The organism is Arthrobacter wenxiniae, assembly GCF_013376105.1.
Lineage (GTDB): Bacteria > Actinomycetota > Actinomycetes > Actinomycetales > Micrococcaceae > Specibacter > Specibacter wenxiniae.
On sequence record NZ_JAAMFM010000018.1, the window covers coordinates 1 to 24,641 of the forward strand.

Sequence of the window (24,641 nt, forward strand, 5' to 3'; positions counted from 1 at the left end):
ACTCCTGCGAGTGGAACCCATAACAATAGTCTCCTACAGTCGGGAACCCGGGCCAACCTCATCCGTGTGCACCAAACCGGGGACGCTCCAGTTGGCGGGGCTCTGTGACGGTACGGCCGCCGGAACAACCATCGACCGCAGGGTCGGTGAAGACCCGGCGGTAGTCGGTTTGCTGGTTGCCAGCGGCTTGCTGGTTGCGAGCGGCTTGCTGGTTGCGAGCACTGTGAATGGAGTAGACAGTGTGCTGGTACCGGGGGCGGTGACAGTTATGTTCCGGGTCCCGGCGCTGGCCGTTGGTACGGTGCCGTTAATCCTGAAGGTACCGTGGGCGTCGACGATCGCAGACCCGATTCGAAGGCCGCTTGTGCCGAAGGCCGCGGTGACTTTAACTCCCGGCGTGTACCCGGCTCCTGCGATGACAAAGCCCGCACCTGCCGCGCCTGTGCCGGCTGACAGTCCAATCTGCGGATGCACGGATGCATCAAGGACGGTGTACTGCGCGGTTTGGGGCGCTGTAGTCCGCGATCCGACCACGGTGACCATGTCCGCCCCCGCTGCCGCCCCGTATGGGACATTGGCCAGAACATAGGTCGAGGCGTCAGTACCGACGGTGGATTGTTGGATCAACTGCCTGTTGGGGCCGAAGAGGACCTGCACGGTTTCGTTCGGAATGTAGCCGGCAACGTTCACCTTGAATTCCGCCCCGGGTATCCCTGAGGCGGGGGTCAGGGAGAGCGCCAGGGATGGGGCAACGACGTCGAACGCGAACTGTTGTGATGGGTCCTGGTCCGAGGACACCTCGATTGTCTGCTGTCCGGCGGGGATCATATACGGCACAGTGACAGGAAGGGAGAACGTGCCGTTCCCGGCCCCCGACACCTGCGCCGAACCCAACTGCATGCGGCCCAGAAATACCGTCAGGGTCTCCCCCGTGGTGTAGCCAACACCGGAGACCGTGAACCCGGATCCACGGATCCCAGCCATGGCGGACACAGACATAACCGGTGGGAGTACAGTGAATGGCAGACTCTGGAGCGGTTGGGACGCCATGTCTCGCAAGGTGATGACCTGCTGACCCGGCGCGGTGCCGGCCGGAATGCTCACCAACACGGAGAATGTTCCATCCGCCGCCACCCGGGCGGTGCCCAAAAAATCTCCCATGTCGTAACCGGAGTTCGGTCCCATGAATACGTTCAACTGCTCGCCGCTGGGATAGCCGGAGCCCGACACTGTGAAGGGCGATTCCTGGTAGCCGGTGGCGACACTGAGCTGCATCGCAGGTTGACCCGTAACGGCCGGTTGCGATACCGGGGACGGGGCCACGGCGGGCGTCGAAGCATCGGCTGCCGTGATGCCCGCGGTCGAGCTCGCGACCAGCAGCAACCCGCCGACCGCTACAGATATCCAAGCCCCTGCGCGTGATTTGATCTTCAAGACGTCCTCGGTATCAGTGACGGAAGTTGATGTTCTTCAACCCTCCGCAACCAATACAGGATGCGACCCACTCCATGGGTGGCATCCAACGTTGCCGACTATCGACACGTAGCTACCTTTGCGCACGTGCGGGCTCGCCCGGCCGTAACACGCCCGCAAGCATCCGCAGGGCTGGCCGCCTGATGTCGGGCGCTCCGTCAAAGGCGACGGAAAACCGCCTCGGTACTGGAGCGTCCCCGCTGCGGTGATCTGGCCGGCACGGCCGCGCGGGAGTTTGCCGCGATCCGGCAGCGCCGACCCCCGGCCTCTGGCCGGACAAGCAGGACGCCCCCGCCAGGGTGGCCCACTGACCACCACCGTCACCACCCCGCGCCCCTCCGTCCGCACGTCCAAAGTGTTGCCAAAGTCTTTATTTGTCCAACCTTGGGGCAATAAAAGCCCCCCAACCTGCCGTCTACCGCAGCTCAGGGGCTTTCGGGTGGAGCCAAGGAGATTCAAACCCCTGGCCTCCTCTCAGGGGAGGGCACTTTTGGGCAGTTGCGTTAGGTCGCTAAATCTCTGAGTTTCCGCGAATTTTGAGGCTGTTTTGCGGCATTCGAAGCTTCCCATATGTGGTCATTTTCGATCGTTTCCGCGGGGTAAACGTGGGGTGAGATTCCTGCGCATCGTTCGCATGCACAGAACCGATCCCAGTTCTCGCCGCAAGGGCCGCAACTTCGGAGCACGTGATCCGCGGTCAAGGCCGCGCCCAGCTTCCGCAAGTGCTTCCTACGTCCAAGCCTTAATGGTCTGACCAGTTTCAGCGCCATAGACGCTGCGTACAAAGGCGGCCGCTGCCACGCCGCCGGGAACAGGCTGGAAACCTGGGAAGACTGACGCATATGCGTCGGCTGACTCTTCCAGCACCGTGGCGCTGACAGTGTTCAGCCGCAAATTCGGCAGTTCTGCGGAGGCGCTTTTGACGAATGCGTCGAGCCCGATGTTGACGATGGCGCTGGGTGACCCACCGTGGAAGACGTAATGGCCCACGATGCCACTCGTGAGCGTTATTGACCCGCCCGTACTAACGTGGACTCGAGCCGCCAGCGCAATGCGAAGCTGGCACAACAATTTACCTTCGAGCGTCGACTTGTACGTTCCAAGGTCAGCCTCCGAAGCCGATGCCCATTTGGCGCCGCCAATGGTGCTCACCACTGCATCCACGATGCCGACTTTTTCAAAGAGTGACCGGACGCTCAGGTCGTCGTGGCAATCAACAGGGTACTCCGACGATGAACGTGAGGCACTGAGGATTTCAAGGGTTCCCGTGCAGTATCTGGCGTGGTGCGCCTGCAGCGCATTCACGACGTTCTTCCCCAAGGCGCCCGTGGCACCGATGACGAGTATTCGCATGATTGTGTCCTCCATTGTCGGTTCTCAAAAATGTTTGGATTGCGCCCTGGGTCTTATGGACGCAAGGGGTCGAAATCCCTAATTTCCGGTGGGATCGTTCCGGTCATGATCTGCTCTGCCAGGAGTTGTCCCGTTGCCGGGCCGAGTACCATTCCCCACATGCCGTGTCCCCCAGCCGCATAGATTCGGGGCGGGGCCAGGCGCCCGACGACTGGTAGGCCGTCGGGTGTAACGGGCCGGGAGCCGACCCACTCATCTCGTCGTGACGACCAGTCGATGCCTTGCAGGAGAGGACGAACAGCTCGCACCACAGAGTCGAGTCGGGAAGTGTTCATGGGCTCATCCGGGCGAAGAAACTCCATGGTGCCGGCAATTCGGAGAGCACCTTGATAGGGGGTGCAAACGACTCGTTGTTCCGGGAAGTAAAGCGGCCCTGCCGGCAGGCGGTCACCGTCGACGGTGAATGAATAGCCGCGGCCGGCCTGAACCCCAATTTTCAGTCCCCATTTTTTTGCGAGGCCGTGTAGCCAAGCTCCGGTGGCGAGGACAACGACATCGGCTTGAATGGTTCGTCCGTCGTCGGTGGATACTTCTGCCGTTGCCAGGCCGGCATCGATCGCGGAAGCGCAGGTACCTTCCAGGATTTGCCCGCCGCGCGACTTAAAGTCTCTGGCAAGGTCGCCAACAAATTCCCCAGGGTCCAGGTAGCTCTGCCCGGTCATTTCCACGCCTTGAACCACGGTGCTCGAGAGTATTGCCGGGCGGCGCTCGGCATTGATCCGGCTCACGCCGATGTTTTGGCCCATGTCCTGCAGGTGTTCAAGTTCGGCCAGGAATGTCTCCGCTGCTTTGGCGTTGGTGAAGCCGGCAACGTAGGGGGCGGCCAAAACTGGTGAGGCGATGCCGTTGGCCTGCATGAACGCGAAGGATTCGTCGACCATCCTGGTGATGGGCCCCAGCGAAGCCATGGTCTTTTGCCACCGCTTCGCGTTCATATTCATGGCGAAGCGGACCAGGAACTTCCACAGCTGAGGGTCCAACCTGAGCGGGACGTGCAGGGGCGCATTCGGGTCCGTAATGCTTTGAACGGCATATTTCCAGGCTCCGGGTTCGGCCAGCGGCATGACCAATCCCGGTGTCACCCATCCTGCGTTTCCCCAACTTGCTCCCGCGGCCGGCCCCTCTTTGTCGATGACCGTGACTGCTACCCCACGTTTCTGAAGATGCCAAGCGGTGGACAGTCCGATTATTCCTGCACCCACGACCAGGGCGGTTCGTGGAGTTTCCGGCTGGTTGGTCATCAATTCCCCATCTCCTAGAGGTGCCGGCTCAGTAGGCGTTCCGCGCCGACGGACAGCCACGTTGCGGGGATCGAAATGGCGGCATAAAGTAGGCCGGCAACGATGAAGACGGGCAAATATTGGAACGTGGACGAGCCGATGGAGTAGGCCTGGCTCATGAGTTCCGGTACCGCGACCGAATACGCAAGCGACGTGGCTTGGAAGAGGAGGACCGCAAATCCCATCAGTGATGGAAGCGCGATGCGCAGCCCCTGCGGGATGACAACGAATCGAAGGCAGTCTCGGTAACTCATGCCAAGTGCGTGGGAGCCTTCGATTTCACCCGAAGGTACGGACTGCATTCCGCCGCGGATTAATTCGGCGCTGTAGGCAGCAGTCGTCCACGTTAGTGCCAGGCATGCCGAAGCCATGGAGCTCAGCGTGAGGTTGGCATTAGGCAGGCCGTAGTACATGAGTTGAAGGAGGACCAGGGCTGGCGCACCACGACCAACCTCGACGAAGAACACTGAAATATAACGGAATGCCTTGTTCTTTGCCGTGACACCAAACGAGAAGAGAAGGCCAATCGGCAGGCCCAGGGCCAGGCTGAGGATCGTTAGCGTGAGGCTGACTTTAAGCCCGCCAAGCAGTGTTGGACCGTATTCGATCGCGACATCCACGAGATTGTTCATCGGGCGACCGCCTTCCGCATCTTCACGTCAAGATGCCTCGAGAGCAGCCCCAGCGGAACGCTCAAAAGTATGTAAATACCCGCCGCGACGAAAAACACCAAAATCCCGGATCCTGATTGCCGTGCATATTGGCTGGACATGAACACGATCTCGGAAACGCCGATCGTGGAGGCAATCGATGAGTCTTTGAGCAGCCCAATGGCAAACGTCGTGTACGCAGGGATTGCTGCCCGCGCGGTTTGCGGACCGACGATTCTGGTCCAGACGGTGGCCCGGTGAAAGCCCAGGGCAGAACTGGCTTCCCATTGACCTTTGGGGACCGCGGAAATTGCGCCCCGGAAGATTTCCGCCAGGTAGGCGGCGGCGACCACCCCCAGCCCCAGGACTCCAGCCTGCAACGCCGAGAGCCTCACGGCCCCGATGGAAATGCCGTAGTAAAGCATGAAGAGCCACACCACAGGCGGGATGCCGCGGAGCAGGTCAACGAGTCCGCGGGACATCAGCCAAATGAGCCGATTTCTGCTTCTCAGCCCGGCTACGATCGGGAGTGCCACGACCGTGCCAATCATCAGGGCCAAGATTGTCACCAGAACTGTGAGTGGCAGGCCGATGGCAATCGCCTTGAGCATCTCCATGGCTCAGCGCTCCAGCACGGCACGGAGGAAGCGGCGGGTACGCTCATGCTGGGGATCCTTCAGGATCTGTCCGGGATGACCCTTTTCGATGATTCCTCCGTCGGCCATCACTACCAGTTCGTCTGCTACGTTTTCTGCGAACGCCATCTCATGAGTCACCACGACCATCGTCATGCCAGTGGAGGCAAGTTCCTTCATGACTTCCAGAACTTCGACCCCCACTTCTGGATCCAACGCCGAGGTTGGTTCGTCAAACAGCATGACTCGGGGGCCAAGTGCCAGTGCCCTCGCAATGGCAATGCGCTGTTGCTGGCCGCCGGAGCAGCGCGAGGGATATTGGTCGGCTTTATCTGCCAGCCCCATGCGCTTGAGCAACTCCATGGACTTCTCATTGGCCTGCTCACGGCTACATCCAAGGACCCGCTCCTGGGGGAGACTGACATTGCGAAGAACCGTCATGTGGGGGAAGAGATTGAAGTGTTGGAAAACCATGCCCGCGCTGCGTCTCAGAGCCGCCAGGCTCTTCGGGCTGGTCTTCTTGCCCGCATTGATGCAGTGCCCGTCAATAACAATTTCACCGCTGTCTGGTTGCTCCAACAGGTTCATGCAGCGCAAAACAGTGCTCTTGCCGGCGCCGCTTGGCCCGATCATTGCCGTCACGGATCCTTCGGCCACGGACAGTGATACATCGCGAAGCACTACGTTTGACCCGTAGGCCTTGGCAAGATTCTTCACCTGAACAACCGGCTGTGTGGTCTGGGGATTGAGTTCAATCATCAGTTGTTCCATTTCTAGTAGTCCTTCCGTGTCGTTCACTGGGGCGCCTTGGCCGAAGGTATGCCCGCTGGGTAAATCCGATGCGCGACAATCCAGTGCTAGGCAGCTTTTGAAGAGAATGCTTCGTAGACTGCCGTTGCCACCGCCAGGTCTTCCCACGGCATGCCTGTGGTCTTAAAGACAGCCGGCCTGTCGACGGGCACCTCCGTGCGCCCCACGACCAAATCAGCCAAAGTGACCAGCTGTGCCTCGTCCGCTATGGCGCCGGACTCCAGTGCCTGGATGACGTCACCAGCCTCACGTGTTGCCGAGTCACGCGATTCAACACAGACTGTGGCCCTTGACAAGAGGGCGTCATCCAGCTCGCGGTGGTCGCGGTCATGTGATCCTATGGCCACCACGACGGCGGTTGGTTTCACCATGGTGCCGTCAAAAAGCGGCGTCGACGACGCTGTGGCGCAGACGACGAGATCGGCATCCTTCACGGCATCGGGGCCCGCTGCGGTGGCGTGCAATCCGATCCCTTGGGCGTCTCTCGCCATGTCCTTCGCCGTATCCGAATTCCGGCCAACGATTTCCACGCTGGCCAGGTCAAAAAGTTCAGCAAATGCGACGATGTGAGCCCAAGCCTGGACGCCAGTGCCGAAAACAACTAGCCGCTTGGTTCCTGGAGACGCCAGCAAAACTGCCCCCATCACCGAAACCGAAGACGTTCGCAAGTTGGTCAATGCAACTCCATCAAATACCGCGAGCGGTCGCTGGTCGCCTCCACCGAAGAGCGCGTAGAGTCCCTGGATTACAGGGGACGCCGTTGTCGCATTCCCCGGCGTGATCGTCAGGAGTTTTGTCCCGACGAATGTGCCGCTGGCGGCAGGCATCTGCATGAAAGTTCCGCCCTCGGTCTCAAGACGGGTCCTGGGTGCGCCGGATTCGGGATCGAACCCGGAAGCAAGGAGCGATTTCATGGAACCGACGGCCGCGCGCACCGTCAGTGAACCGGCAACCTCGGCATCATCGAGGTAGACGGGGCCTGACCGTTGTCGCTCAAGGAAGCTGAGGCTTGAATCCATGGAATTCTCTCCTATTGGTGACTGTACGAAGGGTGCTGCGCGGAGTCGGACCTATTTCACCAGGCGGGGTGCACCCGTATCGGCTGCGGATTGAGGCAGACCATAGGCCTTCACGATCTCCGCGATCTTGCCGCTGGACTTCATGGAGGCGATGGACAGGTCGACGGCCTTGGTCATGTCAGTGTTGTCTTTACCGATGGGGAAACCGATTTGGGCAGGTTCTTTGGACGCAATCACCCGAGCGTCAGGTGTGGCACCTTCAACCTTGTACTTGGAATCGGTCTTGTACATTTCGACGGCGGATCCGAAGCCATCGAGACCGGCCTGTATACGCCCGGCCTTGAGGTCAGCCTGCATTTCGACGGCGCTGGGGTAGATGGTCAAATTCGCGCCCATCACCTTCTTCATGTCCTGCACCCAGAGGTAGCCGTCAACGGTGCCGACCTTGAGGCTCTCGAGGTCCTTAATGTTTTTGACGCCGGATTCGGAAATGATCCCCATCTGATCCGTGTAGATGGGGTCGGACAAGCTGACGATGTCCGCCCTGATTGCGGTCCGGTAGTAGCAGCCAATCGCCACATCTGCACGTCCGCTCTGGACGGCCGGAATGGTTCCTGCATAGGCCGTCGACTCGACCTTGATGTCGAGACAGTTCTTGGCTGCGAATGCCTTGATGACGTCGGCGTCAACGCCGGTAAGCTTTCCATCCTTGTTGGAAGAAAACGGCGGAAATTCCGGGGCAGCGACGGTCAGAAAACCGGCGTTTATTGTCTTGAATGTTGATTCAGGCTGGCACCCCTTCGCAACGCTGCTCGCTGCAGAACCCCCGCAGGCGGTCAGTGAGAGTGCCAGCAGCGCAATGGACGTGCCGCCTACCAGGAGCTTTCGAGCATTCATGGTGATCCCCTTTGATCAGTGCTGATATTTTGTCGATGCCGAACGATTCGAGACACAGCCACCGGCTACAATGGTGATGTATGACACACAATCGATTGTCGATAACCAATCTCTATTGATTCCCCACGGATGTCAAGTGGCAAGCCCGTAAGAACCAAATGGACATCGGCCAGCAGCTGGCAAAATCCGCCCGATTGTCACCTACGTTTGACTTAGGGTTAGCCATAACGACCACTGACTGAGGAGCAAAATGACAGAACAGCGAAACCCCGTTGTGGGAATATCCGGCTTGGCGGAAAGCCGGCCGACCCTCAAGGACGAAGCCGTCTCCATCGTTCGACGCGCCCTCATGTCAGGAGACATGCAGCCCGGCAAGATCTACTCGGCCAATGCCTTGGCAAGCCAGTTGGGCGTCTCCAACAGCCCTGTCAGGGAAGCCATGATGGCGCTAAGCGAGAAAGGGCTGCTTGAAGTCGTGCGCAACAGGGGTTTCCGCGTTGTGGAAATGAGTCCGGACGATCAGCGGGAGGTTTACGATCTTCGCCTGCTGATTGAAGTTACCGCTGTCGGCCGGGTCGCCGATCGAGGCGTATCCACTGAGGATGGCCAACGACTGGCTGCCATGGTAGACGCCACTCTCGCAGCCGCCAGGCCCGACAACATGATCGACTATCTGGAGCGGGACCAGGAATTCCATTTGTCCATGGTTCAACTCTTGGGCAACACTCGAATGACCAAAATCATTGAAAACCTCAGGGACCAAAGCCGCGTGAGCGGCTCTTACCATCTTGCCGAGCGCGGGCTGCTCGTCGCAAGTGCAGCCGAACACGGACCTATTCTGGCCGCCCTTCTCAGCGGCGACCGAAACCTCGTCGAATCCCTCATGACAGAGCACCTCAGCTACTCGCTGCCATGACCGGCACCCTTTAGCCCGGCCCCCACCCCACGTAGAAGATTAGATGCTGGGGTCGGTTCGCCGCCAAAGGGGGCCACTTTGGCGCGCCCTCTACCCCATTGGCCGCTGGCGGACCGACCCCGGAACGTCCATCGGCGAACAATGATTAAGCCGCAAGGGTCGCGTCGCCAAGGGCGCCTGGCGACCTCGATGAGCAATCTCACGGAAGTCCACTCGCAAGCCGGTCCCTGAAAAATCGATAACGCGACAGCTTGACGCAGATCACACTCTGACTCATGATGGTTATATATAACCCGTTACCGATAGTTGATACCCACGGAGTGGTGGGTACAACATCCGCATCTGAGACAGGACGATCAATGTCACGTGTGGTCTCGCTTCAGCTTCCCCCCGGAACCAAACAACCTTCGCACGCAGATGTGGTCATCATCGGCGGAGGCATTATGGGAACCAGCATCGCGTTTCATCTTGCCGAGGCCGGTATTCGCAACATCGTTCTTGTTGACCGGTCCGAGCTCGGCACCGGGTCCTCCGCCAAGCCGCTTGGCGGCGTGAGGGCGACATTTTCAGACCCCGCCAACATTGTCCTGGGCCAGCGCAGCCTGGCCGCTTTTGACACTTTCCAGCAGCGATTCTCCACCGACATTGGATTGCGCAAGGTCGGATACCTCTTCCTGTGCCGCAGCGAGTCAGAAATGCTTGACTGCGAGCGAAGCACAGTCATCCAAAACAGTTTGGGCGGGGACAGCCGGATGATTTCCCCTGCCGAGGCCGTCAGGATCAACCCCTTCCTGAGCCAGGACGCCCTCATGGGCGCTTCCCACTCACCACAGGACGGATTTGCCGAGCCCGGAAAGGTTGTCCGGGCCTACGCCGATGGGGCGGCTGCCCTTGGCGTGCGCATTCTTGAACACACGGAAGTCATGGATGTCGGCACGACCGGCGGAAGCATAAGTTCCGTGACCACCAATCGCGGCACCATCAAGACGGCCGCCGTCATTTGTTGTGCCGGCGCCTGGTCCAAGCGAATTGGCGGAATGGTTGACGTCAGTCTTCCGGTGGTACCGGTGCGGCGCCAGATTGGCATGACCCGCCAAATGAGCACACCAATGCCTACCGTACCGTTCACGTTGGATCTTGCGACCACGATGTACTTCCACAACTATGGCAACGGCATGCTCCTCGGCATATCCAACTCCAACCAGGAACCTGGGTTCGACCGGGACTTCACGCACGAATGGCTGCCCGAGTTCACGGCGGCGGCCCGGGTGTGTGCGCCCGCATTGGCTGCCCCGGACCTGGAAGGCGGCTGGGCCGGTCTCTACGAGAACACTCCCGACCACAACGCGCTCATCGGCACGTCCCATTCCGTCGAGGGATTCTACTACGCCACCGGATTCTCCGGACACGGCTTCCTCCAGGGACCCGCCGTCGGCGAACTCATTCGAGACCTCTATCTGGGCCGGGAATCCTTCATGGACCACACCTCGTTCTCCGCGGACCGATTCGAAACGGCCGATCATCGCATCCAAGAAGTCCACATCATTTGATACTGGCCCCGTAGCACCCGGCAATCTCGCATCATCAACGCATTTATCGAAAGGAACCATGCAATGACCGTCCTTGAAACGTGGGAACTTCGGGCCGAGTTCGCACGGCGGCTCTCCGTCATGTACGGAGAGGAAGTACCTGCCTACAACACGCTCGTCGACGTTTCCAAGGAAGTGAATGAAGCCTATGTCGCCAAACACGGCGCCGAGGCTGAACGGCTGGGAAGCATTTCACGCGTTACTGCTGAGCGCCACGGTGCCATTCGTGTCGGATCGCCGAAGGAAATGGCCCAGGTTGCCCGCATCTTTGCCGCTTTTGGCATGTACCCGGTGGGTTTTTATGACCTTCGAGACGCCTCCTCCAGTTCGGTGCCAGTGGTTTCGACGGCGTTCCGTCCCATCGACAGCAACGAGTTGGCAAGGAATCCCTTCCGCGTCTTCACGTCCATGCTCGCAGCGGAAGATCCGAGGTTCTTTGACAGCGATCTACGTGCCGAGCTGGCCAGATTCATCGGGGCACGAAAACTCTTTGGTGAGGATCTGCTGCGTCTGGCCGACAAGGCCGCGGCCGATGGCGGGCTTGACCAGGACGACGCCGAGCGTCTCCTCGATCTTGCGACGGCGGCCTTTGAACTCTCAGGAGACCCTGTGGACTACCAGTGGTATAGGAAGCTGGAGGCCGTCTCAGCCGTCGCCTCCGACATCGGCGGCGTTTCCACTACTCACATCAACCACCTCACACCACGCGTCCTGGACATCGACGATCTCTACGCGCGCATGCAAGCCCGCGGAATCACCATGATCGACGAGATCCAGGGTCCCCCGCGCTGGGACGGACCTGATGTGCTCCTTCGCCAGACGTCCTTTCGGGCACTGGGAGAAAACCGAGTATTCCGCTACGCGGACGGTTCCACTAATGAAGGTGAGCTACGGGTTCGCTTCGGCGAAGTCGAGGCGCGCGGCATCGCCCTGACCGTGAGCGGGCGCGACCTCTACGACCGCATGGTTGCCGAATCTGACGCCAGACTCGCAGAGGCTCCGCCCGGAACGACGCGCGTTGAGGCAGCAGCCGGGGTGTGGGCCGAGAATCTTCCGCGCACGGAGAAGGAACTGGCACTGCAGGGCCTGGCGTACTTCACCTACCGACTGGACGAGGGGCAGCTTGGTCAAACGCCTTTCGCCAGCCCGGTCACATTGGCCGACCTTGTCGAAGCCGGCATCGCCGTGCCGGAACCGATTGTTTACGAGGACTTCCTCCCCCGCTCTGCCGCCGGAATCTTCCAGTCGAATCTGACCGAGGAAGGCTCAAAGGACGAGGAGCAGACCGGCACCAACTACGACATCCACCGAATGTCGAGCATTGTCGGCACGAAAGTCCACGACCCCAATGAGCTTTACCAGCGCCAGCAGGAGGACTCGATTGCATCCCTCGCGCAACGCCTCAATGTCTCCATCACCAATTAACCACCCTTCATCCACAGACAATCAATACCAACCACAGGAGATCACGATGACTGAAACTCTGACCCAGACGTCTGAAATTGCAACGATGGTTCGATCCTCGCTCGAAGCCTGCGGCGTCAACATTGATGCCCTTGGCGGCGCCCACGAAGCATCTTCGCCCCTCACCGGTGAAGTGTTGATGACCCTGCCGGTCAACTCGGCCGAGGACATCCACACCATGATCGGGCAGGCACACGAGGCCTTCAAGACGTGGCGCGATGTGCCGGCACCGGTCCGCGGCAATCTGGTCAAACGCTGGGGTGAACTGCTGACCGAGCACAAGGACGACCTGGCGCGGATTGTGACAGCCGAGGCTGGCAAAATCCAGTCCGAGGCCCTTGGCGAAGTACAGGAAATGATCGACATCTGCGACTTTGCCGTCGGCCTGTCCCGTCAGCTTTATGGCAAGACCATGCCGTCGGAGCGTCCCGGCCACCGTCTGATGGAGACCTGGCACCCACTGGGTGTTGTCGGCGTCATCTCGGCCTTTAATTTCCCCGTGGCGGTCTACTCGTGGAATACGGCCTTGGCCCTTGTCTGCGGCGACACCATCGTGTGGAAGCCTTCCGGGATGACCATGCTCAGCGCACTTGCTGCTGATGCCCTGCTGGGCCGTGCCGCGAAGGATGTTGGCGCGCCAGAGAACCTCCACAAGCTGGTCCTGGCCGACCGCACCGGTGGGCAACTGATAGTCGATGACCCCCGTGTTGCACTGCTCTCCGCAACCGGGTCCGTCCGGATGGGCCAGGAAATCGCCCCCCGCGTGGCACAGCGTTTCGGCCGCGCGCTCCTGGAACTGGGCGGCAACAACGCAGCCATCGTCACGCCGTCGGCCGACCTGGACTTGGCCCTGCGCGGAATCGTTTTCGCCGCTGTCGGAACCGCCGGGCAACGTTGTACTTCCATGCGCCGACTGATTGTCCACGAGTCGATTGTCGAGGACCTGACGGCCAAACTGGTCAGCGCCTACGCGACGCTTCGCATCGGCACGCCGCTGGATGAGGAGAACCTGATCGGGCCGCTGATCAACAAGGCCAGCTTCGAGGGAATGCAGGACGCCATCAAGTCTGCCCAGGAGCAGGGGGGCACCGTGTTGTGCGGTGGTGGCCGGGTAAACGCCGACGGCGAGCCCGGCGCCTACTATGTCGAGCCGGCAATCGTGCGCATGCCCTCACAAAGCGCCGTCGTCAAGGACGAGACGTTCGCCCCCCTGCTCTACGTCATGACATACACCGATTTTGATGACGCCGTTGCCCTGCAAAACGACGTTCCCCAGGGCCTGTCGTCGGCCGTGTTCACCAACGATCATGCCGAGGCCGAACGCTTCATGTCGGCCAGCGGCTCGGACTGTGGCATTGCCAACGTCAACATCGGCACCTCCGGGGCCGAGATTGGCGGGGCCTTCGGCGGCGAAAAGGAAACCGGCGGTGGCCGCGAGTCCGGCGCCGACTCATGGAAGACCTACATGCGCCAGGCAACCAACACCGTCAATTTCTCCGGTCAGCTTCCACTGGCCCAGGGCGTGAAATTCCTCTAGGTCCCGGACGGAGCCGGTGCCGGCATATTCTGCCGGCACCGGCTCCAACCACCCCGTTACGCCTGCCCAAGAACTTTGCCCTAACACAGAAGGAGTACCCAACGATGGCCAGTCTGTTCGACATGATGGATGAATGGGGACCGGAAAAAATCGTCTCGGTCAGCGATTCCAAGACGGGGATGAAAGGCGTTCTTGTCATCGACAACACCGCCCGCGGCATGGGCAAGGGCGGCACCCGGATGCAGCCGGGCGTCACTGTCGAGGAAATTTCCCGGCTGGCCCGGGTCATGACGTGGAAGTGGGCCGGCGTCGACCTCTTCTTCGGAGGCGCCAAGGCCGGCATCCGGGCCGATCCCCATTCCCCACACAAGGAAGCAATCCTCCGTTCCTTTGTGCGCGCCCTAAGCAACGAGGTCCCTTCCGAATATGTCTTTGGTCTCGACATGGGTCTGACTGAAAACGATGCAGCCATCATCATTGACGAACTCGGTGACCGCGGCGCCGCGGTGGGCACACCCTATGACTTAGGCGGCGTGCCCTACGACCAGCTCGGCATCACCGGCTACGGGGTCGCTGAAGTAGCCGATGAGGCAGCAGCAACCATCGGTCTGCAAGGCCAGCGCGTCGCCATTCAAGGCTTCGGTGCCGTCGGCCATGCAACCGCCGCCCGGCTGCACGCGCTCGACTACAGCGTTGTGTCCATCTCCACGGCGGAGGGTGCCTTGCACGACCCGGCAGGCCTGGACATTCCGAAACTTTTGGCCATGCGGTCCCGCCTTGGCGACGGGTTCGTAAAGGAGTTCCCGGAACTGGCCATCCCGATCGGTTCGGAGTTGTTCGTGGATGCCGAAATCGCGATTCCTGCCGCACTGCAAGATGTCATCAACGAGACAAATGTTGGCGGGATCTCCGCCAAGCTTGTTGTGGAAGGTGCCAACCTCCCCACCAATGGCGCCGCACAGCAGGCTCTTCGCGCCGCATCCGTCACGGTGGTACCGGACTTCGTTGCCAACGCCGGCGGAGTCGTAAGTGCAGCCTTTGCCATGGAATCCAGGTATTCGCCGTTCCGTCCCGAAACGGAGCAAATCTTTACCACCGTTTCCACGAAGCTCAGGGCCAACACGGTCACCGTTCTGGCCGAGGCTGACAGACTGAACTCGACCACACATGAGGCGGCCCGGTCCCTGGCACAGAGCCGTGTGCGCCGCGCCATGGAGCTCCGCGGCAAGCCCCTGCATTACTAGTAGCCGCCACACACCTCTGCAGGGAAAAGGAATGCACCGCGCATGAACATCGATCAGGTTGTCCGCGAATTGACCGCGGCCGTTGCAGGCATCGTGGACAGCAGCACGCGCCGGCGCGCGGAGTATTCAACGGATGCCTCGAACTACCGCGTGGTGCCCCAGGTGGTGGTCATGCCCAAAGACGAGGACGACGTCGTCACCGCCGTCAGAATTGCCCGTAAACACGGACTGGCCGTCACCGGCCGGGGCGGCGGCACATCCTGCGCCGGCAACGCGGTGGGTCCCGGGCTGGTGCTGGACTTCAGCAGGTTCATGAACCGGATCATCAGCATTGATCCGGACAGCAAGACTGCCGTTGTCCAGCCTGGCGTTATTCTCAGTGACTTGCAGAAGGCTGCAGCTATCCACGGGCTGCGATTCGGACCCGATCCTTCAACGTCCACCCGGTGCACCATCGGCGGCATGATCGGCAACAACGCATGTGGCCCCCACGGCCTCGCCTATGGGCGGACAGCCGACAATGTGCGCAGCCTGCGATGGCTGACCGGCTCGGGCCAGGTTGTCGGGTTGGGGTCCGGGAAGGACGCCACGGCGCAGATCCCCGGACTCGACGAATTTATCCTCTCGAACCTGGAGGTCCTCCGGCTGGAATTCGGACGGTTCGGGCGACAAATCTCCGGATACAGCCTCGAACACCTCCTCCCTGAAAATGGACGGAACGTGGCCGCTGCCCTGACCGGCACGGAAGGAACCTGCGGCATCATCCTCGAGGCCGAGGTCCGGTTGGTGGCACAGGCACCTGCCCCCGCCCTGGCCGTGCTCGGATACCCGGACATGCCGGCCGCGGCCGACGCGGTCCCCCGGTTGCTCCCGCACCACCCACTGGCACTTGAGGGCCTCGACGCCCAGCTCGTGAACGTCATCCGCACCGCCAAGGGTGAGCACTCCGTCCCGCATATGCCTTCCGGAAACGGGTGGCTCATGGTCGAAGTCGGCGGATCAAGCTCCGAAGAAGCGATGGCCGCGGCGGAGAAGTTGGTCCTGGACGCGGGGGCACTTGACTCGCTGATCCTGCCGGCCGGACCCGAGGCAAAACGATTGTGGCAAATTCGGGCCGACGGAGCAGGGTTGGCCGGACGGACCGCAGCAGGGGACCAGGCGTGGCCCGGCTGGGAAGATTCAGCCGTCCCACCGGAGCATTTGGGAGACTATCTGCGCGACCTTGAGCACCTCATGGCCCGCGAGGAGGTTTCAGGATTGGCCTACGGCCACTTTGGCGATGGCTGCGTTCACGTTCGGATTGATTTCCCGCTCGACGGCGACGCGGTCGTCATGCGACGCTTCCTGACCGCGGCCGCAGACCTCGTTGCCAAATACGGAGGATCACTGTCAGGGGAACACGGCGACGGGCGAGCCCGGGGTGAACTGCTAAAGACCATGTACTCGGCCAAGGCTCTGGCGGCCATGGCAGGTTTCAAGGCGCTCTTTGACCTGCAGGACATCTTCAATCCAGGTGTCGTCATCAACCCGGAACCCTTCGACGCAAACCTGCGCCGGCCTCAGGCCAAGAACCTGTTGGCCTCCGATGGCTTTGCCTTTGCGCACGACGGCGGCAACATCACCAATGCGCTCCACCGTTGCGTTGGCGTGGGGAAATGTCGGGCCGACCTGCGCCAGGAAGGTGGATTCATGTGTCCGTCGTACCTGGCAACCAAGGATGAAAAGGATTCGACCAGGGGTCGTGCACGCGTGCTGCAGGAGATGCTCAACGGCGGGACCGTGGACATGTCATGGAATTCCCCCGAGGTCCATGACGCACTGGATCTGTGCCTCAGCTGCAAGGCCTGCGCCAATGACTGCCCCACCGGCATCGACATGGCCATGTACAAGTCCGAAGCACTGCACCAAAGCTACAAGGGCAAACTGCGTCCCATCAGCCACTACACCCTCGGCCGGTTGCCCACATGGCTGGGCATGATCGGACCCTTCGGACCGTTGCTCAACAATGTTGCTTCCGTTGGGATCCTTCGTCGGACGATGCTGCGCCTTGCCGGAGCGGACCCCCGCCGCAGCCTGCCCACTTTCCCGAAGGCACCTTTTCATTCGCTAAAGGAAGCCGCCCGTCCGACGAAGGTCCATTCCCACGGCCCGACTTCCGATCTGACTAACCCCACATCCGGCGACGCACCAGCAAGACCACCCCGCGTCCTGCTCTGGGTGGATTCTTTCTCCGACGCCCTGAGTCCCGACGTTCCGATTGCTGCCCTCAAGGTCCTCCAGGCCGCGGGCTGCGACATCGAGATCGCTGGTCCCGGCGCCTGTTGCGGATTGACACTCATCTCCACGGGGCAATTGACAGCCGCCAAGGCGTCCCTGCGAAAAACCCTTGACATTCTGTACCCCCACGTCACTGACGGCAGAACAATCATCGGCCTTGAACCGTCCTGCACGGCCGTGTTGCGATCGGACTTGCTGGAACTGTTGCCGGACGATGAACGTTCCCGGCAGGTTTCCACGGCAACGAAGACAGTGTCGGAGTTTCTGGCATCCATCAGCTGGCAGCCCCCGGCAAGTGACGAAAGAATCGTTGCCCAGCCGCACTGCCACCAACACGCCGTCATGGGGTACGACAAGGATCTGGCCCTATTGGAATCCATGGGCTGCGATGTAGATGTCTCCAACGGCTGTTGCGGGCTCGCAGGAAACTTCGGCATGGAAAAGGGACACTACGACGTCTCGGTTGCGATAGCCGAACAAGGAATCCTGGCCAAAATGTCGAACCATCCCGATCGATCCGTCGTGGCGGATGGATTCTCGTGCCGGACGCAAGTGGCCGATCTGGCCGGCCGCAACTCCCGCCACCTTGTGCAGGTCATCGCCGAGGCCCTGGAAAAAGATGGCAACGAATAAAGACCCCTTAGGATTAGGGCCGACGACCCCCGCTTGCCGGACAGGGGTTAATACAAACCTGCCGATGGGTCGTTTTGGCCTTCTCCTGCATGACATGGTTGCAACAATGCAGGATACTAGCTGGCGCCTGTTCTGCCTTCAAAAGTATGAGTTTTGTATGACGCGGTGGGAACTCCCGCCTGCATGACCTTGAGTGTCGCCGATCGGCCACCGAGCCATGTTCGCTGTTTTCCTCCTGGTTCATCCCGCGGCGCCCAGCTGGGCAGTTAGACCTCAGGACGTATTCATTTCTCCTTTGATGCCTGGGTCTTTTGGGATGACAGGCGTCGTTAGACGATTACCGGCTGGTCGCGACGGACGGGCATCATTTGCCGCTACCGGGCTGGTGTTCCTTAGCTGCACTACCGACGCAGTTCGGCTCGGTGGCAGTCGATCTGGAACCCCCAGCGCCGCTTCATGCGCGTATTCCCGCGAGATGGCTCTCGGCGGGCGTGATGTGCCCCAGGCACCGGTTCGGGCGCACGAAGGGCTCGATGTGAACCGCGCTTGGTGGGGCTTGCATCTGGGCCAGTGCCCCTGGATGAGGCCCGGGTGCACGGCGCAGACGACATCGGTGTGCCCGCGCGCGATGTCGTAGAAGAGGCACTGATGCACCTCGATCGCCGTCGCGTTCCCGGTGGCGTTCCCCGTGGCGCCGCTGAGGGTCCCGACTGCGGTTGCGTTGCTGACTCGCGGTGCGGACCCCACCTCGTCAAGCAGCCCGACGGCACGGTCAAACGCGCGTGCGGAGTCCAGCGGTCCAGCGCCCCGCGTCCATGAGCTGGTCGAGGCGGGAGCCTACCGTATTGGTGTGCAACCCGATCTGCTTGGCGATGTCCTGAATGTCGAAACAGTCCGACGGTCACCCGCAGGGCACGCAGGACGGCAACCGGGCTTACTCCCGCAGGCACGCGATGCGTGCGGGAGTCGACCGTTTCAGGAGCGGGCGTTGTTTGCCCATGGCTTGTCGGCAAAATCCATGGGCCCGGCTTCAGCATGAGGTTCGTGACCGCATAAGCCGGTGACCATGAGTCAGGTCGCGCATCCCAGGCTTCGCGGCGTCCCCGGACAGAGTGCCTTCGGTCATGTCGTTGCCTCTTTCGACGGGAGATCGGGTGGTAGCCAAGATGGTAGTTTTTACTAAGAGTATAGTAAAAAAGAATCGTGCTCGACGGTCCAGAACCCATCACATGTCAGGAGACCCAGATGTCGCTCGAAACCCACCAGTCCTCCCCCACTGCGCCCGCCCCCGACGAACTGGACGTCCGGAACCTGCCGCACGGCGGGCGCCACGACATCATCTTCGCCAACCTCGACCAGCTCCGCCCGGGCGGCACCTTCGTCATCCTCAACGACCACGATCCCAGGCCGCTGCTGTACCAGACCGAGGCACTGTGGCCCGGACGGTACGAATGGAACTATCTTGAAGCCGGACCGCTCCTGTGGCGGGTCCCGATCACCCGTGCCGGCTGAAACCGCAGGTCACGAGACCATCGACGGGCTCACCCGAGTCCTGTCGCGAGCCTGTCGCCACCTCGCTCACGCCGGGCAACCCGAGGAAGCGGGCCGGCTCGCGGCGGATGCGTGGGCCCTGCTCCGCCATACCCATCCCGTTCAGGCCCAGCGCCTGGACGGCGTCATGCACCATGTCGCGCTCCTGGAAACCAAGCCGGAGGCGACGCCGTCGTCCGACCGAGAGGAAACAACCATGCCCGTCACCGACCGCATCGTCGATGTCCGTACCGAGATCCCCCGTATCCGCCACCAGCTGATCTTCGACACCTTTGCGTCGCTGGATGCCGGCACGGGATTCGTGTTGGTCAATGACCACGACCCCAAGCCGCTGTACTACCAGCTCGCGGCGGAGAACGCCGGCGAGTTCTCCTGGGACTACCTCGAGGAGGGTCCAGAGACCTGGCGGGTGCGGATCGGGCGGCTGGCTCCTGCCTAAGTCAGAAGACTGGCCGCCGAACGGAGCCAGCATCGCAAAGAGCTGACTCCCGGCGTCCAGGACGCTTTCCAGACCCCGGCAAGGCCGTCTTCGCTGACGGTGCGCTACCGGAGAAGACCGAGCAACCCGTCGCGGTGGCCTTCGCACACGTAACCCAACGCCCGGACTGCATCAAGGGCAGCACCGACCTGGCCGTCCGAAAGGGCAACAACCCCGAGGAAATCATGGAGGCGATTCCGGTCGCCACAGAGATGCGGGCCGTGGGTGCTTTCTCCCACTCGACCCTGGCCCTGGACCCCATCGAGGCCGCGCAGCCACATGTCGTGACCTGACGGGCCTCGGCCTGGCCCTGGTCCCTGGACAATGGCCGCCACATCACTTCACGTCGGGTGGACTCGAGCCGGTTCGGCCACCGCTGCCACTCTTTGCCACGGATTCAGCCGCGCAGACGGTTCAACGCAGAGGACGCCTGAAACACCCGCGACGCCGAAAGGGTGGCCTCGGCGTCTACCCGGGACTCCCCTGGCGCAACCGCGACTCACGACCTTTTCATTGCTGGTCACGATGCGATCGTGGAGTTCCTGCGGGGCGAGCGGGAACTGGACGACGTGCTGCGCAAATTCTGGGTCCGCTTGACGCTTACCGCATCGCCGTGCGTTTCCAGTACGAAGAGCATGACAGCGCGGGCGCCTGGTTTCGTCGGGACGGCAACGACCCATGGGAGTTCGTCTCCGATGGGTTGATGAGACGTGTGAAGCCAGCATCAACGAGGTGGCCATCGCCGCGCCGGACCGTCGTTACCTCGCGCCGCGGACCCGGGCCCAGACTCGGGCCGACTGGCTGCATCAGAACGGCACCAGTGACACACGCCACAAGACTCATTAGTGTTTTAAACTAATTTCAATGATAAAACTTAGAACATTCGGTTAAATGTACTAGACGTAACTAAACGCAAGTGGAGAGAAGAGCTCATGAACAGCAGAGTGAAACTGACGGTGGCCGCAGTCGCCTTTGCGATCGCCCTGGCGGTTCCGACCTGGGCGAGGGCGGAGCCACTGACCGCCGGCGGTTCTCCCGCGCCGGGCACGGCAGTTTCCTCCTCGATGCCTGACACGGGGGCAGGTAACGCCACGACGGGGGCGTCCTCGGGCGCTGCGGCCGGTGACTGGAAGGCGATGGACAAAACGATGGCTGCGCGGGACAAGAGCTTCCCGGCGGCCACCAAGGGGCGCGGCGGACAGCTGTTGGTTCCCAAAGTGCTGGCCGACGGAACCAAAGAGTTCCATCTGACCGCCGAGATCGCGAAGTGGGAGATCGAGCCGGGCAAGATCGTGGATGCCTGGACGTACAACGGAACGGTGCCCGGACCAACGATCCATGTGAACTTCGGGGACAAGGTGCGCATTGTGGTCAAGAACGAGCTGCCTGAGTCGACCAGCGTGCATTGGCATGGACTTCACGTGCCCAACAGCATGGACGGCGTTTCGGACGTGACCCAAGCTCCGATCAAGCCCGGCGCTTCCTTCACTTACGCCTTCAAGATCACCCAGCACGTAGCGGTGAGCTGGTACCACTCGCACCATGACGGGACCAAGCAGGTGTCCAGCGGGCTCTGGGGTGCGTTCCTGGTTGGCGAGATGCCTGTGCCGGCCGGGGTGCACGTCAACCAGCACGTGAACTTCCAGCTGCAGGACTCCGGCACCATCGGGTTGACCATCAACGGCAAGTCGTTCCCAGCCACGGAGCCGGTCAAGGCTCATCTGGGGGACTGGGTGGAGGTCAACTACTTCAACGCGGGCACGATGGCCCACCCGATGCACCTTCACGGCGTTGACCAGCTGGTCATCGCCAAAGATGGATTCCCCCTACCGGCACCGTATCTGGCAGACACGGTCAATGTGGCCCCCGCTGAGCGTTACACCGTGCTCGTCCACGCCGATGCGCTGGGTACTTGGGCATGGCACTGCCATATCTTCCCCCACTCCGAAGGGCCCCAGGGCATGTTCGGTTTGTTCACCGAGATGGTCATCTCCTAGGGCGCCCGACGTCCTCGTCGCGCTCAGCGGCCCTCACCAGAGGTCAATAAGGTGCCAGGCGCCGCGCTATCTTCTTCGCCCTGACAGTCACCCCCTTCCGTTTGGAGTATTTAGGTGCCAAATCTCTCATTACAATCCCTTCGCAGCCATGTCCGCCAGGCTGCAATATCCCTCAACAAGCTCCTGCCGGTGATCGGTACAGCCCTCAGCCTGGGGCTCATCATCGGTCTCATCATCGCCGGTACCTATCCCTCCACCTCACAGGGCGCGACCATGTCCTCCGCGGGCACGGGACACCCAGCCCTGGCCTCGACCTCGAAGAAAGTCACCTTTGAGATCGAGGAAGGAGACATGTACGTCAAGCCGAGCTCGATTACGGTTCCGGCGGGCGCGGACGTCACCGTGCATGTCACCAACAAGGGATCCCAACAACACAGCCTGGCATTGGAGGGCCAGAACGCTGTGATGATCGACGCCGGGAAGTCGGCGACCTTCCACTGGGGCACGATAGCTCAGTCCACCCAGGCTTGGTGCGTAGTGCCCGGCCATAAGGACGCCGGCATGGTGCTCGACGTCAAAATCGCCGGCCAGTCCGCAGCGCCGGCCCCAGCCGCCGCTGCTGCAGCCAGTAGCAACGACGCGACGATCGATGCGAACGCCAAGCCTGCAGCCGGCTGGAAGCCCCGCGACGCCACACTGCCGCCTGCGGACGGCCAGAAGATCCATTCGGTGACTTTCCATGTCACAGAACAGAAGATGGAGGTTGCCCCCGGCGTCAAGCAGCTGCGCTGGACGTACAACGGCACAGCGCCTGGCCCGATCCTACGGGGCAAAGTGGGCGACATCTTCAAGATCCACCTGGTCAATGACGGCTCGATGGAACACTCCATCGACTTCCATGCCTCCAAGGTCGCGCCGAACGTGCAGATGCACACCATCAAGCCGCATCAGTCGCTGGACTACCAGTTCACCGCGCACTTCTCCGGCATCTTCACCTACCACTGTGGAGCGAACCCGATGATCTACCACATGGGAAACGGCATGTTCGGCGCCGTGGTCATCGACCCGCCCAGCCTTGACAAGGTCGACAACGAGTTTGTCCTGGTTCAGTCCGAGCTCTACCTCGGCCCGAAGGGCCAGCCCGGCGATCTGAAGAAGATGCTGGCAGGCAAGACCGACGCCGTCGTCTTCAACGGATACTACAACCAGTACGCACTGGCCCCCATCAAGGTCAAGCCGGGCGCCCGGGTCCGGGTCTGGCTGGACGATGCCGGGCCCAACGAGAACATGGCGTTCCACACCGTCGGCACCATCTTCGACACCGTGTGGAAGGAAGGCCACTACGAGCTGAAAGCGGACAACGCCGACCACGGCGGCTCCCAAACCCTCGACCTCCAGCCCACCCAGGGCGGATTTGTGGAGTTCACCTTGCCCGACGCCGGTACCTATCCCTTCATCACGCACAAGATGATGAACATGTCCAGTGGAGCCCTCGGCCTCTTCCAGGTCGGCTGAGATAAGATGGAGCAGATCATGACCACCACCAGCACCCAAACCACCACTGCCGGCAACGTGAGAATGCGGAGATCCGCGGCGTTGCCGGTGGCAGCCACCGCCTCGGTACTGGCCGGCTTCATCCACTACATCGTGATGCCGGAACATCTGGCCGAATGGTGGGTGTATGCCGCGTTCTTCACTGCCATCGGCATGTTCGAACTGATCTGGGCTGCTTTGGTCTTTACCGGCCGGAATCGACAGGTGTTGCTGGTCGGAGTCCTGGTCAACGTCGCCGTCCTGGCGTTGTGGGTGGTGACGCGCACGACCGGACTCCCTATCGGTCCCGAGCCCGGCACACCCGAAGCGGTGGGTATCTGGGACCTGGTCAGCTGTGCCGCCGAGACCGTAACGGTCCTGGCAGTGCTCTACAGCCTGCTGGGCTCCAAGCGAACGCACCATGATTGAGGCGCGCCACAGCAGAGTCCGACACTTGGCCTCAGCATTTCGAGGAGGCAAGAAATGAAGCTGCAGCATCGTGGTAAACCTGATCCCGCGATCGGCGCACTGGGAGCTAGCAGAACACGCGTCCTGGAGGTGCTCCAGGACGCGGGCACGCAGCTGAATGTGAACGACATTGCCGCCAGGGTGGGCCTGCACACCAACACGGTCCGCTTCCACCTCGACGCCTTGGTCGCCGCCGGGCTCGTTGCCAGTAAGGCCGAGGAGCGCGAGCTGCCTGGACGTCCGCGGACTCTTTATGCGGCCAACGCTAACAGCGACAACGCCGGGAGCCGGAGCTACTTGCTCCTGGCGGAGATCCTGGCCAGCTCGATGTCGACTCAGACACCAGAGCCCCGCGAGGCCGCCGTCAAGGCCGGTCAGGAATGGGGCCGGTACCTCGGAGAAAGCCCCCCGCCGTTCAAACGAGTGGATGCCGAGGAGGCGACCGAGCGCCTTGTCAGTGCGATGGATACTCTCGGGTTCTCCCCAGAAAAAGTCACCCGCGGTCGTCAGCGCCAGGTGTTGCTGCACCACTGCCCGTTCCGCGAGGTCGCTAAGGAATATCCGGAGGTGACGTGCTCGATCCATCTAGGGCTCATGAAAGGCCTCCTTGCCGAGCTTGACGCACCGCTGGAAGTGGAGCGGCTCGACCCCTTCGTCGAGCCGACGCTGTGTGTGGCCAGCCTCGCCAGCCTCGCCCCCGGCACCGGCGACTGAGCTACAAGGAAACGGTTAGCGGCGTCGGGGCCATATATCTGACCGGACTGGTTTTGTTGACGC

Annotated in this window: 23 protein-coding genes; 14 read left to right on the top strand and 9 right to left on the bottom strand. The window is 61.5% G+C overall.

What is annotated here, in order from left to right; translation table 11 throughout:
• Nucleotides 1-33: 33 nt before the first annotated feature.
• From G6034_RS12095 to G6034_RS12130, 8 genes are all read right to left on the bottom strand, one after another.
• Nucleotides 34-1,434 carry a hypothetical protein gene (locus tag G6034_RS12095; RefSeq protein WP_176635372.1) on the bottom strand — a complete coding sequence of 467 codons (1,401 nt, stop codon included), beginning with the start codon at nt 1,432-1,434 and terminating at the stop codon, nt 34-36.
• A gap of 768 nt (nt 1,435-2,202) precedes the next feature.
• Nucleotides 2,203-2,826, bottom strand: a complete 624-nt coding sequence (locus G6034_RS12100; RefSeq protein ID WP_176635373.1) for a short chain dehydrogenase — start codon at nt 2,824-2,826, stop codon at nt 2,203-2,205.
• Between the two features lie 53 nt (nt 2,827-2,879).
• A complete protein-coding gene (locus G6034_RS12105) occupies nt 2,880-4,127 on the bottom strand; it encodes an NAD(P)/FAD-dependent oxidoreductase (RefSeq protein WP_176635374.1) in 1,248 nt (415 codons plus the stop codon).
• A 14-nt stretch (nt 4,128-4,141) separates the two neighbouring features.
• The gene (locus G6034_RS12110; protein ID WP_176635375.1) at nt 4,142-4,798 is read right to left on the bottom strand and encodes an amino acid ABC transporter permease; all 657 of its coding nucleotides are present in this window, start codon (nt 4,796-4,798) and stop codon (nt 4,142-4,144) included.
• Nucleotides 4,795-5,433 carry an amino acid ABC transporter permease gene (locus G6034_RS12115; RefSeq protein ID WP_176635376.1) on the bottom strand — a complete coding sequence of 213 codons (639 nt, stop codon included), beginning with the start codon at nt 5,431-5,433 and terminating at the stop codon, nt 4,795-4,797. Before G6034_RS12115 ends, G6034_RS12110 begins: the two co-directional genes overlap by 4 nt.
• Before the next feature lie 3 nt (nt 5,434-5,436).
• The gene (locus tag G6034_RS12120) at nt 5,437-6,249 is read right to left on the bottom strand and encodes an amino acid ABC transporter ATP-binding protein (protein WP_343038033.1); all 813 of its coding nucleotides are present in this window, start codon (nt 6,247-6,249) and stop codon (nt 5,437-5,439) included.
• 59 nt (nt 6,250-6,308) lie between these two features.
• Entirely contained in the window at nt 6,309-7,280 is a 972-nt protein-coding gene (locus tag G6034_RS12125) for an ornithine cyclodeaminase family protein (RefSeq protein WP_176635377.1), read from the bottom strand.
• Between the two features lie 51 nt (nt 7,281-7,331).
• A complete protein-coding gene (locus G6034_RS12130; protein ID WP_176635378.1) occupies nt 7,332-8,177 on the bottom strand; it encodes a substrate-binding periplasmic protein in 846 nt (281 codons plus the stop codon).
• A 250-nt stretch (nt 8,178-8,427) separates the two neighbouring features.
• Between G6034_RS12130 and G6034_RS12135 the strand changes: the two genes are divergently transcribed.
• The 7 genes from G6034_RS12135 to G6034_RS12165 all read left to right on the top strand — a co-directional run bounded on the left by G6034_RS12135 (nt 8,428) and on the right by G6034_RS12165 (nt 19,349).
• Nucleotides 8,428-9,093 (top strand): GntR family transcriptional regulator, encoded by a 666-nt coding sequence (locus G6034_RS12135; RefSeq protein ID WP_176635379.1) that lies wholly within the window; start codon nt 8,428-8,430, stop codon nt 9,091-9,093.
• A gap of 359 nt (nt 9,094-9,452) precedes the next feature.
• A complete protein-coding gene (locus tag G6034_RS12140; RefSeq protein WP_176635380.1) occupies nt 9,453-10,643 on the top strand; it encodes an NAD(P)/FAD-dependent oxidoreductase in 1,191 nt (396 codons plus the stop codon).
• Between the two features lie 63 nt (nt 10,644-10,706).
• A complete protein-coding gene (gene hglS, locus G6034_RS12145) occupies nt 10,707-12,107 on the top strand; it encodes a 2-oxoadipate dioxygenase/decarboxylase (protein WP_176635381.1) in 1,401 nt (466 codons plus the stop codon).
• Between the two features lie 46 nt (nt 12,108-12,153).
• Nucleotides 12,154-13,683, top strand: a complete 1,530-nt coding sequence (amaB, locus tag G6034_RS12150) for an L-piperidine-6-carboxylate dehydrogenase (RefSeq protein WP_176635424.1) — start codon at nt 12,154-12,156, stop codon at nt 13,681-13,683.
• A gap of 104 nt (nt 13,684-13,787) precedes the next feature.
• A complete protein-coding gene (locus G6034_RS12155) occupies nt 13,788-14,927 on the top strand; it encodes a Glu/Leu/Phe/Val family dehydrogenase (protein WP_176635382.1) in 1,140 nt (379 codons plus the stop codon).
• Nucleotides 14,928-14,969: 42 nt separating this feature from the next.
• Nucleotides 14,970-17,837, top strand: coding sequence for an FAD-binding and (Fe-S)-binding domain-containing protein (locus tag G6034_RS12160; protein WP_176635383.1), 2,868 nt, complete (start codon nt 14,970-14,972; stop codon nt 17,835-17,837).
• 1,245 nt (nt 17,838-19,082) lie between these two features.
• Nucleotides 19,083-19,349, top strand: a complete 267-nt coding sequence (locus G6034_RS12165; protein WP_176635384.1) for a DUF2249 domain-containing protein — start codon at nt 19,083-19,085, stop codon at nt 19,347-19,349.
• Here the strand turns inward: G6034_RS12165 and G6034_RS12170 are convergent.
• On the bottom strand, nt 19,333-19,524 hold the full coding sequence (locus G6034_RS12170; RefSeq protein WP_176635385.1) for a hypothetical protein: 192 nt from the start codon (nt 19,522-19,524) through the stop codon (nt 19,333-19,335). The two genes, G6034_RS12165 and G6034_RS12170, sit on opposite strands and share 17 nt — an antisense overlap.
• Nucleotides 19,525-19,584: 60 nt before the next feature.
• Here G6034_RS12170 and G6034_RS12175 point away from each other — a divergent pair, with 60 nt between their 5' ends.
• From G6034_RS12175 to G6034_RS12205, 7 genes are all read left to right on the top strand, one after another.
• Nucleotides 19,585-19,827, top strand: coding sequence for a DUF2249 domain-containing protein (locus tag G6034_RS12175; RefSeq protein WP_176635386.1), 243 nt, complete (start codon nt 19,585-19,587; stop codon nt 19,825-19,827).
• Complete coding sequence (locus G6034_RS12180) at nt 19,791-20,159, top strand: carboxymuconolactone decarboxylase family protein (RefSeq protein WP_246295761.1); 369 nt, start codon at nt 19,791-19,793, stop codon at nt 20,157-20,159. The genes G6034_RS12175 and G6034_RS12180 overlap by 37 nt, the downstream gene beginning before the upstream one ends.
• Before the next feature lie 320 nt (nt 20,160-20,479).
• Nucleotides 20,480-20,725, top strand: coding sequence for a DUF1348 family protein (locus G6034_RS19825; RefSeq protein WP_343038035.1), 246 nt, complete (start codon nt 20,480-20,482; stop codon nt 20,723-20,725).
• A 73-nt stretch (nt 20,726-20,798) separates the two neighbouring features.
• Nucleotides 20,799-21,863, top strand: coding sequence for a multicopper oxidase family protein (locus G6034_RS12190; RefSeq protein WP_176635387.1), 1,065 nt, complete (start codon nt 20,799-20,801; stop codon nt 21,861-21,863).
• A 114-nt stretch (nt 21,864-21,977) separates the two neighbouring features.
• The gene (locus G6034_RS19830; protein ID WP_176635388.1) at nt 21,978-23,378 is read left to right on the top strand and encodes a multicopper oxidase domain-containing protein; all 1,401 of its coding nucleotides are present in this window, start codon (nt 21,978-21,980) and stop codon (nt 23,376-23,378) included.
• Nucleotides 23,379-23,396: 18 nt separating this feature from the next.
• Nucleotides 23,397-23,825 carry a hypothetical protein gene (locus G6034_RS12200; RefSeq protein ID WP_176635389.1) on the top strand — a complete coding sequence of 143 codons (429 nt, stop codon included), beginning with the start codon at nt 23,397-23,399 and terminating at the stop codon, nt 23,823-23,825.
• Nucleotides 23,826-23,879: 54 nt separating this feature from the next.
• A complete protein-coding gene (locus tag G6034_RS12205) occupies nt 23,880-24,578 on the top strand; it encodes a helix-turn-helix transcriptional regulator (RefSeq protein WP_176635390.1) in 699 nt (232 codons plus the stop codon).
• The last annotated feature ends 63 nt before the right edge of the window (nt 24,579-24,641 follow it).

What these genes read in the sequence shown, in the direction of transcription:
- G6034_RS12125 (WP_176635377.1), bottom strand. Translation starts at nt 7,280, where the DNA reads ATGGATTCAAGCCTCAGCTTCCTTGAGCGACAACGGTCAGGCCCCGTC.
- G6034_RS12200 (WP_176635389.1), top strand. Translation starts at nt 23,397, where the DNA reads ATGACCACCACCAGCACCCAAACCACCACTGCCGGCAACGTGAGAATG.
- G6034_RS12105 (WP_176635374.1), bottom strand. Translation starts at nt 4,127, where the DNA reads ATGACCAACCAGCCGGAAACTCCACGAACCGCCCTGGTCGTGGGTGCA.
- G6034_RS12175 (WP_176635386.1), top strand. Translation starts at nt 19,585, where the DNA reads ATGCCCGTCACCGACCGCATCGTCGATGTCCGTACCGAGATCCCCCGT.
- hglS (WP_176635381.1), top strand. Translation starts at nt 10,707, where the DNA reads ATGACCGTCCTTGAAACGTGGGAACTTCGGGCCGAGTTCGCACGGCGG.
- G6034_RS12155 (WP_176635382.1), top strand. Translation starts at nt 13,788, where the DNA reads ATGGCCAGTCTGTTCGACATGATGGATGAATGGGGACCGGAAAAAATC.
- G6034_RS12190 (WP_176635387.1), top strand. Translation starts at nt 20,799, where the DNA reads ATGAACAGCAGAGTGAAACTGACGGTGGCCGCAGTCGCCTTTGCGATC.
- G6034_RS12140 (WP_176635380.1), top strand. Translation starts at nt 9,453, where the DNA reads ATGTCACGTGTGGTCTCGCTTCAGCTTCCCCCCGGAACCAAACAACCT.
- G6034_RS12165 (WP_176635384.1), top strand. Translation starts at nt 19,083, where the DNA reads ATGTCGCTCGAAACCCACCAGTCCTCCCCCACTGCGCCCGCCCCCGAC.
- G6034_RS12110 (WP_176635375.1), bottom strand. Translation starts at nt 4,798, where the DNA reads ATGAACAATCTCGTGGATGTCGCGATCGAATACGGTCCAACACTGCTT.
- G6034_RS12100 (WP_176635373.1), bottom strand. Translation starts at nt 2,826, where the DNA reads ATGCGAATACTCGTCATCGGTGCCACGGGCGCCTTGGGGAAGAACGTC.
- amaB (WP_176635424.1), top strand. Translation starts at nt 12,154, where the DNA reads ATGACTGAAACTCTGACCCAGACGTCTGAAATTGCAACGATGGTTCGA.
- G6034_RS12170 (WP_176635385.1), bottom strand. Translation starts at nt 19,524, where the DNA reads ATGGTGCATGACGCCGTCCAGGCGCTGGGCCTGAACGGGATGGGTATG.
- G6034_RS12130 (WP_176635378.1), bottom strand. Translation starts at nt 8,177, where the DNA reads ATGAATGCTCGAAAGCTCCTGGTAGGCGGCACGTCCATTGCGCTGCTG.
- G6034_RS12205 (WP_176635390.1), top strand. Translation starts at nt 23,880, where the DNA reads ATGAAGCTGCAGCATCGTGGTAAACCTGATCCCGCGATCGGCGCACTG.
- G6034_RS12135 (WP_176635379.1), top strand. Translation starts at nt 8,428, where the DNA reads ATGACAGAACAGCGAAACCCCGTTGTGGGAATATCCGGCTTGGCGGAA.
- G6034_RS12115 (WP_176635376.1), bottom strand. Translation starts at nt 5,433, where the DNA reads ATGGAGATGCTCAAGGCGATTGCCATCGGCCTGCCACTCACAGTTCTG.
- G6034_RS12160 (WP_176635383.1), top strand. Translation starts at nt 14,970, where the DNA reads ATGAACATCGATCAGGTTGTCCGCGAATTGACCGCGGCCGTTGCAGGC.